This is a genomic window from Vibrio sp. K4, assembly GCF_051122595.1.
Classification (GTDB): Bacteria; Pseudomonadota; Gammaproteobacteria; order Enterobacterales; family Vibrionaceae; genus Vibrio; species Vibrio owensii.
Map to the genome: position 1 here is coordinate 3,214,637 of NZ_CP178577.1, position 13,587 is coordinate 3,228,223.

The following is a 13,587-nucleotide window of genomic DNA, read 5'->3' on the forward strand; positions in this document are numbered from 1 at the left end:
GATTTAATCAAATTTTCATAAATCGAGCTTACCGCTTTATTAACACTGGAGGTTATCCAAGATGTCAGTAGAAAACGTTTTATCACTGATCCAAGAAAACGAAGTTAAGTTTGTTGACCTACGCTTCACTGATACAAAAGGTAAAGAGCAGCACATCTCTATCCCTGCTCACCAAATCGACGCAGACTTCTTCGAAGAAGGTAAAATGTTCGATGGTTCATCAGTTGCTGGCTGGAAAGGCATTAACGAATCAGACATGGTTATGATGCCAGACGCATCTTCTGCAGTGCTTGACCCATTCACTGAAGATGCAACGCTAAACATCCGTTGTGACATCCTTGAGCCTGCAACAATGCAAGGCTACGACCGTGACCCTCGCTCTATCGCTAAACGCGCTGAAGACTTCATGCGTTCTACTGGTATTGCAGACACTGTACTTATCGGTCCTGAGCCAGAGTTCTTCCTATTTGACGACGTTAAGTTCGCGACTGACATGTCTGGTTCTTTCTTCAAGATTGACGACGTAGAAGCAGCGTGGAACACAGGTTCTGATTACGAAGAAGGTAACAAAGGTCACCGTCCAGGCGTTAAAGGTGGTTACTTCCCAGTAGCTCCAGTAGATTCATCTCAAGACATCCGTTCTGCTATGTGTCTAGTAATGGAAGAGATGGGCCTAGTTGTTGAAGCGCACCACCACGAAGTAGCAACTGCGGGTCAAAACGAAATCGCAACTCGCTTCAACACGCTAACAACGAAAGCTGACGAAATCCAAATCTACAAGTACGTTGTACACAACGTTGCTCACGCGTTTGGTAAGACTGCGACATTCATGCCTAAGCCACTAGTTGGTGACAACGGTAGCGGTATGCACGTTCACCAATCTCTAGCAAAAGACGGTGTAAACCTATTTGCTGGTGACAAGTACGGCGGCCTATCTGAAACTGCACTTTACTACATCGGCGGTATCATCAAGCACGCTCGCGCAATCAACGCATTTGCTAACCCAGCAACTAACTCGTACAAGCGTCTTGTACCAGGCTTCGAAGCACCAGTAATGCTAGCTTACTCAGCACGTAACCGTTCTGCTTCTATCCGTATCCCAGTGGTACCAAGCCCTAAAGCGCGTCGTATCGAAGTTCGTTTCGGTGACCCAGCGGCTAACCCATACCTATGTTTCGCAGCAATGCTAATGGCTGGTCTTGACGGTATTAAGAACAAGATCCACCCAGGCGAAGCGATGGATAAAGACCTTTACGACCTACCAGCTGAAGAAGCAGCAGAAATCCCAACTGTTGCATACTCACTGAAAGACGCACTAGATGAACTAGATGCTGACCGTGAGTTCCTAACAGCAGGCGGTGTATTCTCTGACGACTTCATCGATTCTTACATCGGTCTTAAAGCTCAAGACGTAGAGAAAGTAAACATGACAACTCACCCACTTGAGTTCGAACTTTACTACTCTGTATAAGGTTTCAACTGTGTAAAATGTAAACACAGAAACAAAATATTAGGCTCGCCTCGCAGGCGGGCCTTTTTTGTATTCGCTCGCCCTATATGGGCGTTTAACATGGAGGGATAATTAAAATACGCTCAAACTCTTTTTCCTTATTGGTCAAAGAGCTAAGCAATCCAAACGTGAAATCATCTATCAAAAGAAGGTGAGCAATGAAAGTTCAGCTTTTACCATCGCTATGCGCCTTAAGTGGCTTACTGATCGCCACAACAGCCTCTGCTCAGGTCGCTTATACTTGGGTCGACAAAGACGGCGTGGTGCATTTTAGCGATACTCCAAACCAAGGCGCAAAAGCCATCTCACTACCTAATCTAGAATCCAGTGCGCCTGCACCAAAAGTAGAAAGTACCGAGTCTCTCGCCCCTCAAGCCAAAAACACATCAGAACCTCAAACCGATGAGAAACCAAAAGCAGACAAGCCTCTTCCGCTCTCCTTATCCATGCTGACACCGCAGCATGACGAAACCATTCGCAGCAACCCTGGCGCTATCAATATCCAACTCGAAGCCAACCGCAAGCTAGGCATTGGTGAACAACTGCAACTCTTTCTTGATGGCAAGCCATATGGGGCGCCACAAAGCCGATTAACATGGCAATTGAATAACATCGACCGTGGAACTCACACCCTTGCAGTACAAGCCAAAAGAAGCGGCAAGCTTATTGCATCTACTAGCCCTATAACGGTGCATTTACATAGAGCGAGTATCAAGCCGACCATTAAAGGGGCAAAGTAGAATATTAAGTGAAAAAAACCGCACTCTGATGGCGCTTTTCACTTTTTCTTCTGAGGTTTATTCGCCATACTTACGTTCTATTGCACCAATATAGTGCAGCGCACAATCACAACGCAAACAAGGACGTAATGTGGATACTAGTCTCTCCAGTGCCATTCTCAATAACATGGTGACAGCGACGCTGATTCTCGATGATGGATTAGCCGTGCGCTACGCCAACCCAGCGGCTGAACTCTTGTTCTCGCAAAGTGCTAAGCGCATTGTTGAGCAGTCGTTGTCTCAGCTGATTCAGCATGCGTCATTGGATCTCGCGCTACTTACGCAACCTCTACAGAGCGGACAAAGCATCACAGACAGTGACGTGACCTTTGTGGTTGATGGTCGCCCTTTGATGCTAGAAGTGACTGTCAGCCCGATCACATGGCAGAAGCAGTTAATGCTGTTGGTTGAGATGCGTAAGATTGACCAACAACGCCGCCTCACTCAAGAGCTCAATCAGCATGCTCAGCAGCAGGCGGCGAAGCTTTTGGTGCGTGGTTTGGCACATGAAATCAAAAACCCACTTGGCGGTTTACGCGGTGCAGCACAGCTACTGGAGAAAATGCTGCCCGATCCTTCTTTGACGGAATACACCCACATCATCATTGAACAAGCCGACCGCTTGAGAGCATTAGTCGATCGCTTGCTAGGGCCTCAAAAACCGGGCAAAAAGACCCAAGAGAACCTACACCAAGTGCTTGAAAAAGTGCGTCAATTGGTTGAGTTAGAGTCTCAGCATTCGATTGTGATTGAGCGCGATTATGACCCGAGCTTGCCAGAGATTTTGATGGATGCAGACCAAATCGAACAGGCGATGCTCAACATTGTTAGCAATGCGGCGCAAATCCTCTCTCACCAAGAGCATGGCAAAATAACCATACGCACCAGAACGGTGCATCAAGCCAATATTCATGGTCAGCGTTGCAAACTCGCGGCGCGTGTTGAGATCACCGACAACGGTCCGGGTATCCCGCCAGAACTACAAGACACGCTTTTCTACCCGATGGTCAGTGGCCGTGAGGGCGGAACGGGACTTGGCTTGTCTATTTCACAAAATTTGATCGACCAGCACAACGGCAAAATTGATGTCGAGAGCTGGCCAGGTCACACCACTTTTACAATTTATTTGCCAATCTGACTTGATTAAATGGCTTTTCGATTCGTCAGTTTTTAGGCTTTTGCTGCAAGGATTTATTACATGAGTAAAGGATATGTTTGGGTCGTAGATGACGACAGTTCGATTCGCTGGGTAATGGAGAAAACCCTCTCCTCTGCCAACATAAAATGCGAAACCTATGCGGACGGAGAAAGCGTGTTAATGGCGCTAGAGCGTGAAGTACCAGACGTTTTGGTCTCAGACATTCGCATGCCCGGTATCGATGGCTTGGAGCTGCTAAAGCAAGTTCAGCGTGATTACCCCGATCTCCCCGTAATCATCATGACCGCGCATTCCGATTTGGATGCGGCGGTGAACGCTTATCAAAAAGGCGCTTTCGAATACCTACCAAAGCCATTTGATATTGATGAGACGCTAACGCTTGTTGAGCGTGCGATAGCCCATAGCCAAGAGAACAAACGCGAGCAACTTCTACCAGATGATATTCCAACCGACACACCTGAAATTATCGGTGAAGCCCCTGCGATGCAGGAAGTGTTTCGCGCCATCGGTCGTTTATCGCGTTCTTCGATCTCTGTTCTGATCAACGGTGAGTCCGGTACTGGTAAAGAACTGGTTGCTCATGCCCTACACCGCCACAGCCCGCGCGCCAACAAACCTTTTATTGCCCTCAATATGGCCGCGATCCCAAAAGATTTGATTGAATCGGAACTGTTTGGTCACGAGAAAGGCGCGTTTACTGGTGCAAATAGCGTTCGCCAAGGTCGTTTTGAGCAAGCCAATGGCGGCACCCTGTTTTTGGATGAAATTGGTGACATGCCGCTGGATATCCAAACGCGTTTATTGCGTGTTTTGGCGGACGGTCAGTTCTATCGAGTCGGCGGCCACTCGCCAATTCGCGTGGATGTTCGCATCGTGGCGGCAACCCACCAAAACCTAGAAAAGCTGGTTCACGAAGGCGATTTCCGTGAGGATTTATTCCACCGTTTAAACGTCATTCGTGTACAGATCCCAGCACTGAGAGAACGTAAGCAAGACATCGAAAAGCTGACACAGCACTTCTTGGTTCGTGCAGCTGATGAGCTCGGTGTCGAAACCAAAACACTGCACCCTTCTTCGGTCGAAATTCTTAACCGTCTCGATTGGCCGGGTAACGTACGTCAGTTAGAAAACATCTGTCGTTGGCTGACTGTGATGGCAAGCGGTAGCGAAGTCTTGCCAAGTGACTTGCCTGCAGAGCTGCTGGAAGAGAAGAAAATCGTCACCGAAGCCACCAGCGGCAGTTGGCAAGAACAATTAGCGGATTGGGCACGCCATGCGCTGGAAGCTGGGGATAAAGAACTACTTTCCTACGCTTTGCCAGAATTTGAACGCATTTTATTGGAAGCGGCGTTAGAACACACTAAAGGTCACAAGCAAGATGCCGCTAAAGTACTTGGATGGGGACGCAATACCCTAACCCGGAAATTAAAAGAATTGTACTGATCTCGAATGGTTACGAGTTTGACAAATGGTTATCAAGCGCACACTTTTTCGCTCGCTTGATAACCTAAGTGTCAGTACAATTATGGTACGACACCCCTTATGTGACTAGGCAATGTCAAACGCGACGACTCAAATTACACTACGCACTGCTGTTCTCATCCCATTTGTGATGATTTTTTTGCTGGCTATCGGTGTGATTGTCTACGTCCAAAAACAGAGCTACGAAGAAGTCGTCACCGACATCAGTGACAAACAGCTTTCTGTCCTCACAGAGAGTGTTCACGACCACCTCAATGACTACCTGCGCAAGCCTTTCACTGCCGTTAATGCTCTAGGGCATAATGTCAGTTATCACAACCTTTACCACCCAAACGACACCAAAGACGTTCAAGCTTATCTGCTCAGTGCCTTCAAAGACCTGTACCACTCGATGCCACAACTGGATGTGATTGCCTTTGGCTCAGAAACGGGTGACTTTACCGGCTTTCGACGTGAGTCAGCTGACGCCTATACCCTAATGGTGCAAGACCACCGAACCGATGGCAGTTTAGTGATTTACGGCAGTGAAGAAATCAGTGACGACATTCGCACGGTTATTGCGTCGTATGACCCACGCACTCGCCCTTGGTATCAGCCTGTTGCTCAAGATAAAAAGCCACATTGGTCACCGATTTACGCCAATGCTGATGAGCGCCAAGACATTACGCTATCTGCCATGACCCCGGTTTTTGAGCAGGGTAAATTTGCAGGTGTGTTGGTAACCGATGTGCGCATTAATACCTTCAACCAGTTCCTGCAAGAGCTTAAACAAGAGACCAACGCCTCTGTTTACATCATGGACCAAGCACATCGCTTAGTCGCTCATTCAGGGCAAGGCAGCGTGATCTCATGGGGAACAAAGTTTTCAGACAAAGGGCAGCGCCTACTAGCAGAAGAAAGCATCGATCCGATTATTCAAATGAGCGCTGCACGTGTAAGTGGACAATCACTCGCTTACAGCGACCAACCCTATACATTCGAATTCGATTTTAATGGCCAACGTACCTTTAGCCGCATCACACCGTACTACGATGCCAATGGCTTAACTTGGTTTATTGGCACTTCAATCTCAGAAACAGAGCTACTCGGTACGCTTCCGAAAAGCCAACAAAAGAGTTGGATAGTCGGCTTTTTAGTCAGTTTGTTTGGCATCGTTATTAGCATGCTGATATTTAATCGGGTTACTCGCCCGATCAATGCCACCGCAACAGCCGCACAGCATTTAGCCAAAGGGGATTGGGATAGCACCATGCCTAAGCCGGGCTACGTGTACGAAACTACCGTCCTGGTACAAGCCTTTAATGAAATGAAGGGAAATCTAAAAGCCTCATTTAAAGCACTACGTGAACAGCTTGAATTTGATTCTCTTACCCGCTTATACAGTCGCCAAGGGTTGATAGAAGTGAGCGAAACGTTGACTCATTCGAGCCAAGGTAGCTTGTATCTTATTGGGATCAACAAATTTAGGGATATCAACGACAGTATCGGCCATCACAATGGCGATCAGCTGCTGATTCATATTGCAGAGCGACTCAAACAGCAACTTCATGATGAAGCGACACTCGCTCGAATTGGTGGTGATGAATTTGCGGTATTCATGCCAACGACACACTCAGATGAAGACATCAGTTTGATGGAGCGACGCCTACAACAGCTGCTGGCAGCGCCATTTATGCTTGATGGTGAAACCGTTGTCGTCAAAATTTCTGTTGGTGTCGTTCGCACACAACCAGAGCAAACTATGTCGCTATGGCTGCGTAACGCCAGTATTGCGCTCAGCTATGCCAAACAGGATTCCCGTACCAGCGTTTGCCATTACAGTCCTGAGATGGCGAGTGCTTCTAAATTCAGAACTCAGATGCTGGCGAAAATCCAGACGGGTATTGATAACCGAGAGTTTGTGCCTTTTTATCAGCCGATCATTGACCTTGCAACGGGTAACATTTGTGGCGCGGAGGCATTGGCTCGCTGGCACAGTGAATCTGGCATGATTTCACCACTCGACTTCATCCCTATCGCAGAAGAAAGCGGCATGATCAAAACCATTGGTCAGCAAATCCTTTTCCAAGCTTGTAGTGACACTCGTAAAGCCATCGACAATAAGCAATGGCCGCATGACTTCCAACTGCACGTCAATGTGTCCGTTCATCAATTGTCGAGCCCTAACTTCGTCGAGTCCGTTGCGAAAGTTCTGCACACAACTGGCCTTGCAGCGAACAACGTGACGTTAGAGATCACCGAGTCGCGCATCATCGACAGTGCACCAACAACGTTGGATAACCTTCTCAAGCTAAGAGAGATGGGGCTGGGCATTGCAATTGATGACTTCGGCACAGGTTACTCGTCGTTAGCTTACTTACATGCGTTGCCGTTTACCTGCTTGAAGATAGATCGCACCTTTATTAATCGCCTGACCAAAGAGAATCTAGACAGCTCTGTGGTTGCTGCGATCATCAACATTACCAAGGGCATGAAAACCAATGTTGTGGCAGAAGGGGTAGAAACCGCTGCGCAAGCACAATTGCTCAGCTCGCTTGGATGTGATCAAGTGCAAGGCTTCTATTACAGCCGCCCTATGCCGATGGAAGAGTGGCCAACACATTTGGTTAACATGAAGTAGAAAACAACGGAAATCGTTGAATTCCTAGTCATCCTCTACTGACAATCTACCTAACTGTTATTTATACTTAACTGCAAATCTTCCCCATGTATTGTCATTGATAATGTTTGGGCTGAGTTCCTGTTCACAACAAACAACCCGGATCGACATAATGATAACTAAGAATCTTCCCCTAACTGATTTGCACCGTCACCTTGACGGTAACATTCGTACCAAGACTATTCTTGAGCTTGGTCAGCAATTTGGTATTGCTCTGCCTGCTTACGATATCGAATCGCTAACACCACACGTTCAAATTGTTGAAGCTGAGCCATCTCTTGTAGCCTTCCTTTCTAAGCTTGATTGGGGTGTGGCGGTACTGGGCGATCTAGACGCATGTCGCCGCGTTGCTTACGAAAACGTAGAAGACGCACTGAACGCGCAAATCGACTACGCCGAACTTCGCTTCTCTCCTTACTACATGGCAATGAAACATAAACTGCCGGTGGCTGGCGTTGTGGAAGCCGTGGTTGATGGCGTGCAAGCGGGTATGCGCGACTTCGGTATCAAAGCAAACCTAATCGGTATCATGAGCCGTACTTTCGGTACTGATGCTTGCCAACAAGAGCTGGATGCAATCCTTAGCCAAAAAGACCACATAGTCGCTGTTGACCTAGCTGGTGATGAGCTTGGCCAACCGGGTGATCGTTTTGTTTCTCACTTCAAGCAAGTGCGCGACGCAGGTCTGAATGTGACTGTCCACGCAGGTGAAGCTGCGGGTGCAGAAAGCATGTGGCAAGCGATTCAAGAGCTAGGTGCGACGCGTATCGGTCACGGCGTGAAAGCAATTCACGACCCTAAACTGATGGACTACCTTGCAGAAAATCGCATTGGTATTGAATCGTGCCTAACGTCTAACTTCCAAACCAGCACGGTTGAGTCATTGGCAAACCACCCACTGAAGCTGTTCCTAGATCACGGTGTACTTGCGTGTCTGAACACGGACGATCCAGCAGTGGAAGGTATTGAACTGCCTTACGAATACGAAGTAGCTGCACCAGCAGCAGGCCTTACTCAAGAACAGATTCGCCAAGCGCAAATCAACGGTCTAGATATCGCTTTCCTATCAGATGCAGAGAAAACTGAGCTGAAAGAAAAAGTGAAAGATCGCATTTAATTGCTGCGAAAGACATAAAAAAATGCCAGCATCTGCTGGCATTTTTTGTATTCGAAATCTGTTTAGAGATTAGATAACGCGAGAAAATTGCTGCTGACGCGCTTTCGCACGTAGGTACTTATCGAAGCACATACATATGTTGCGAATCAGAAGGCGGCCACGCAGGGTAACGCGAATTTCGCTGTCATCCACTTCTACCAACTGATCATTGATGAAGGTTTGCAGTAGACCTAAGTCTTCTTTGAAGTATTGATCGAACTGCACGCTAAACTCAGACTCAATGGCCTTCTTGTCCAACTTGAAGTTACAGATAAGCTGTTTGATCACTTCGCGACGCAATAGGTCATCCGCATCCAGTGATACGCCTTTCCACAATGCATGGCGAGATTCATTCACTTGCGCGTAGTACTTCTTCAACTCTTTTTGGTTTTGCGCGTACGCATCACCAATCATTGAAATCGCAGAGACACCAAAACCAACCAAGTCACATTCACCTTGCGTCGTGTAACCTTGGAAGTTGCGATGCAAAATACCTTCACGCTGAGCCACAGCAAGCTCATCATCTGGCATCGCAAAGTGGTCCATACCGATGAACTGGTAACCAGCGCCTGTTAGCGTTGCGATGGTGTCTTGCAGAATCGCCATCTTCTCTTCCGCTTTTGGCAAATCATCGTCTTTAATCTTACGCTGCGCAGCGAACAATTGCGGCATGTGTGCGTAGTTAAAAACAGACAAACGACCCGGTTGCATTTCTAGCACTTGTTCTAATGTTTTCGCAAAAGACGCCTTAGTTTGTTTCGGTAAGCCGTAAATCAAATCAAGGTTAGTCGAGCGGAAGCCAAGCTCTTTCGCACGAGCTACCATGGCAAAGATAAATTCTTCATCTTGCTCACGGTTCACAAGCTGCTGAACTTCTTTGTTGAAGTCCTGCACACCAATGCTCAGACGGTTGAAGCCTTCACCACGAAGGTGATCCAGCATAGTGAGCTCGATTTCTCGAGGGTCAACTTCAATACTGATTTCCGCATCCGCACTAAAGGTGAACTCTTGGCGTAGCAAGTCCATCACTCGTGTGATTTGTTTTTCAGATAGGAAAGTTGGTGTACCACCACCAAAATGCAATTGAGTCACGGTGCGCTCACCCAACAACGAAGCGCGTTGGCGAATCTCGTGCTCAAGCACATCTAGGTATTCGTCTGCTTTGTGCGAATGGCGAGTAATGACTTTATTACAGCCACAGTAGTAGCAAAGCTTATGACAGAACGGAATGTGAACGTACAGAGATAGCGGGCGTTCTGGGTAATGAGTGCATGCCATATCGTAGTCCGAGATGGTAAACGCTTCATGAAATTCCAGCGCAGTCGGGTACGACGTGTAGCGCGGACCAGAGTAGTTGTACTTATCCAACACCGCTTGATCCCAGACGATTTGCTGTTTCGATTCAGTATGTTGATTCGACATGGTGGTACTTTCCGTTAAATGCTAGGGAGACGTATATCGCCACCCGATATTCAGAAACCGCTATTTTGCCATACGACGATGGCAACTACGGTAGCCGTTGGCGGCTTTTTAAGTATAAAACCAAAGAAGTGCTAGCGTGATCACGATACCCCCAATGGTGATAAGGAAACCATCAGGGGTACGAATTAGATCATCTGAATATTGATTTGGTTATTCAGTGGCTGGACGTTTTTTTGCAACACTTTGAGTTCTTCTATGATCGAATCCGTCAAGCGCTGCTCCGCTTTATGGCGATCTAAGTTTTGTTGCATACGCTCTTTCTTAGCAAGGTTCTGACGGTCTTCACCGCGCGCCATATCTTTCACAACATGATACAGCTCAGAAATCGCAGGGTATGTTTTATCAAAATCAACACGGTCTTCACCCTGAACATAGTCCATGATGTTGTAAACACGGATACTGATTTCAGACAAATCACACTGACCTTGGATACCTGCCTGACATAAGGTATGCACGTTCTCAAAAATGTTGGCGTTACGTTTATCGATCGCCAATTTTTTGTGCTTCAGCTGCAATTCCTTTTGCTTTTTCAATTGAAGCAGAAGGTAACCTGCATAAGAAGCCAGCGCGATAATGATCACTGCACCTGCAATCGCTAATAAGGTTACGTTCATGAGTTACTTATCCTTTGTAATCGTCGAAGTTGATGTCATCGAAGTCTGCTAGCAGGTCATCGTCGTTACGAGTACCTTTAGCAGCAAGAGCGGTAAAGTCTTCCTCTTCTTCAGGCTCAAGCAGACCCAGTTGGTCCATCAGTTTTTCGATACGATCTAGCTTCTCATCTACGTATTTTTGTAGACCTGTGCCTAGGTTCTCACCCGCTTCAATGCGATCCAACAACACGTTCAATTGCGCATCGTTTTCTAGCATCTCTAGCTCTTGTGCAGCTGATAGACGACGCTCTTGCTTCGTTTGCTTCTTCACAGGCTCAACGATCAGAGGAATCTTCTTCTTACTACCCAAACGCGGATCGCGATTTTGTGCAGCAGATTGCTTCTTCTGTTCGTTTACTTCTGAGTTACGGTTACCGGTCTTCAAGCCTTTACGCTTTTTAGCGCGCTTGCGCAGACGGCCTTGAACGTCAGATTCTGTACGGTTACGAGTTACAACAAACTCAGGTGCGCCAGCGGCACCTGGCTTTCTAGATTTTTTACTACGGCTCATTACTGGGCTTTCCTCAGTAAAATTACATCATTACCAATAAATTCGAGTTCGAGCTTATCCCGCTCAGCTAGGAACTGGAACGTTTCACGGCTAAAGAACACCACATGAGTTGGATCGTTCTTGTAGTGCCATGATTGAAAGGCTTCAACATCGATGACCATTTTCGTCATCAGGCCTATCCAGCCACCTGGCTTAACTAAATTCAACCATTGCTTCCACACCATATCAGGGTGGTAGAGGTGTTCGATCACCTCTGTTGCTGTCATGAAGTCATACTGCCTTTCTAGCACCGATGTATCAGGGTGATAGTAAAGATCATACAACGCCATGTTGTGCCCCGCCTCTTCTAACATTAATGAAAGCGTTGGGCCTGGACCACAACCAAAGTCGATTCCGTTCGATTGTGGTGAAATTCGCTCTGCGATTGGGTCAGCAATCCGCGACAAAAAATGTCGATATCCCACATCTTCGGGATTGTTCTCATGCAGATCATAGTGAGCTTTTTCAGTTTCCGCATCCAAACGTTGGTCTGGATTGACGAATACCAAACTGCACTGCTCACACTGAAGATACTCGCGTCGCTTGTCTTCATAAAAGTGGTGAGTGCGCTGATTCTGGCATAAAGGACAGGTGTGCATGCTGACTTCCTCAAACAGGGATGCGAAACATACCAGAAAGTGAACACAGATTGGAGTGTTGTTGGATACTTTTTCAGCAGTTTTTGTTAAAAAACTTTGATTGGCAAAAATGAATATAAAAAAAGCGACAGTGAGACTGTCGCTTTCTGAATGCCACCAATAAGTGGCGAAACTGTGTTGCACACATCTGGTGCACCAAGAATCCTTTTGTTTTTCGAGCTTTCCCTGCCAAAAAGTGTTGTTCTTCATCGTCCTGATGAGTTTTGGCTATCCTTTCACTTCCTGTTTACTGAGCTACTTCCTGAAGCCTGATCCGTTTCGCTGTCTTAACCGTTAGACTAGATGACCATCCATATCTGATAGGCTCCTTGCCTATCTAAGTCCCTTTTCCGACTACCAAACGTCCTTCGTTTGCGTCCTTGGAGACCTTATATCCATGGTCTAAATTCCTGTGATTCACTCCTTGTGAACAGCTTCTACTTTACGGATTGGATAAAAACCAACAAGTCATTGAAAGAAATTATTGATAGGATTTTTTCTCCAAAAATAATTAACTATTTTTATCAATAACTTAAAAACAAAAGAGAGAAATAGTATCGACCAAGTATGGCAAATGTCTCACAAAGCACCGAGCTAACTATCTCTTCATACCCAAAAACCATGTGTGATTGATATCACTAATAAACAGGTATTAAGAAAACAAGACCGTGATTAAGTAAGGTCACTAACAAAAATGCCCTAGCGAAAACGCTAGGGCATCGTTGTGTAACTGTGCTCGAGCTTTGTAGGGGTTTAGTGCAGACCGCCAACGTATTTCGACAGAACTTCGATGTCTTCGTCTGTCATTTTCTTCGCGATGTCACGCATCATGGCATTCATGTCGTTACCACGGTTACCATCACGGAACTTCTCTAGCTGAGCTTTGATGTAGTCAGAGTGCTGACCAGAAATTTTAGGGAAACCTGAAAGCTCTGTGCCGTTACCACGAGGACCGTGACATGCGATACATGCGGTTAGACCGCGCTCTGCATCACCAGCGGTGTACAGTACTTTACCTTTCTCAACAACGTCTTCTGGTGTTGAGCTCTCTGAGATTGGTAGAGAGGCGTAGTATGCAGACAGATCAGCGATATCTTCATCGCTCAGTGGCATTGCCATACCACTCATTACAGGGTCGTAACGACCTTGTTTACCACCACTAGTCATACCTAGTTTTAGATCTTTTAACTGCTTCTCAAGATACTTAGCGTGTTGGCCTGCAAGTTTCGGGTACATTGCGATTGCACTGTTACCGTCCGCTCCGTGACAGGCGACACAAGTTTGTGATTTTGCTTTACCAGCTTCAATATTACCTTGGGCCCATACTGAGCAACTGGCTAAAAGACTCAAAATTAGCGCTAATTTCTTCATGACATTCCATTATAATTATCAAGCTTCCAGTACCACGGAATGTGAACATACCGCGTACACTCATGGTACAATAGGCGACCTTATGCCGAGCACGGTTATTTTACACAATTTCACAAAAAAGTAATCAATCGACTACACAAAGTCGAGA

General features: G+C 46.6%; 11 protein-coding genes. 6 read left to right on the plus strand and 5 right to left on the minus strand.

The features are described 5' to 3' along the window. The first annotated feature begins 61 nt into the window (after positions 1-61). The 6 genes from glnA to add all read left to right on the plus strand — a co-directional run bounded on the left by glnA (position 62) and on the right by add (position 8,706). Positions 62-1,471: a glutamate--ammonia ligase gene (gene glnA / locus ACLIIY_RS14485; protein WP_005434524.1), complete on the plus strand. Its 1,410-nt coding sequence runs from the start codon at positions 62-64 to the stop codon at positions 1,469-1,471. A 197-nt stretch (positions 1,472-1,668) separates the two neighbouring features. After that, a complete protein-coding gene (locus tag ACLIIY_RS14490; protein WP_434527807.1) occupies positions 1,669-2,250 on the plus strand; it encodes a DUF4124 domain-containing protein in 582 nt (193 codons plus the stop codon). 130 nt (positions 2,251-2,380) lie between these two features. Further along, entirely contained in the window at positions 2,381-3,427 is a 1,047-nt protein-coding gene (gene glnL / locus ACLIIY_RS14495) for a nitrogen regulation protein NR(II) (RefSeq protein WP_434527808.1), read from the plus strand. Between the two features lie 60 nt (positions 3,428-3,487). Next, complete coding sequence (gene glnG, locus ACLIIY_RS14500) at positions 3,488-4,891, plus strand: nitrogen regulation protein NR(I) (RefSeq protein ID WP_009707980.1); 1,404 nt, start codon at positions 3,488-3,490, stop codon at positions 4,889-4,891. A 112-nt stretch (positions 4,892-5,003) separates the two neighbouring features. Continuing rightward, positions 5,004-7,550 carry an EAL domain-containing protein gene (locus ACLIIY_RS14505; protein ID WP_434527809.1) on the plus strand — a complete coding sequence of 849 codons (2,547 nt, stop codon included), beginning with the start codon at positions 5,004-5,006 and terminating at the stop codon, positions 7,548-7,550. Between the two features lie 151 nt (positions 7,551-7,701). Beyond that, complete coding sequence (add, locus tag ACLIIY_RS14510; RefSeq protein WP_434527810.1) at positions 7,702-8,706, plus strand: adenosine deaminase; 1,005 nt, start codon at positions 7,702-7,704, stop codon at positions 8,704-8,706. A 69-nt stretch (positions 8,707-8,775) separates the two neighbouring features. On the opposite strand, the gene hemN is transcribed toward add, so the two are convergent. From hemN to ACLIIY_RS14535, 5 genes are all read right to left on the minus strand, one after another. Next, complete coding sequence (gene hemN / locus ACLIIY_RS14515; protein ID WP_039985596.1) at positions 8,776-10,167, minus strand: oxygen-independent coproporphyrinogen III oxidase; 1,392 nt, start codon at positions 10,165-10,167, stop codon at positions 8,776-8,778. A 185-nt stretch (positions 10,168-10,352) separates the two neighbouring features. After that, complete coding sequence (locus ACLIIY_RS14520; protein WP_434527811.1) at positions 10,353-10,841, minus strand: DUF2489 domain-containing protein; 489 nt, start codon at positions 10,839-10,841, stop codon at positions 10,353-10,355. Positions 10,842-10,848: 7 nt separating this feature from the next. Then, positions 10,849-11,391: a Der GTPase-activating protein YihI gene (yihI, locus tag ACLIIY_RS14525; protein ID WP_434527812.1), complete on the minus strand. Its 543-nt coding sequence runs from the start codon at positions 11,389-11,391 to the stop codon at positions 10,849-10,851. Continuing rightward, entirely contained in the window at positions 11,391-12,029 is a 639-nt protein-coding gene (locus ACLIIY_RS14530; protein ID WP_434527813.1) for a class I SAM-dependent methyltransferase, read from the minus strand. The genes yihI and ACLIIY_RS14530 overlap by 1 nt, the downstream gene beginning before the upstream one ends. A 792-nt stretch (positions 12,030-12,821) precedes the next feature. After that, entirely contained in the window at positions 12,822-13,439 is a 618-nt protein-coding gene (locus tag ACLIIY_RS14535) for a c-type cytochrome (RefSeq protein ID WP_005430024.1), read from the minus strand. Positions 13,440-13,587: the final 148 nt, after the last annotated feature.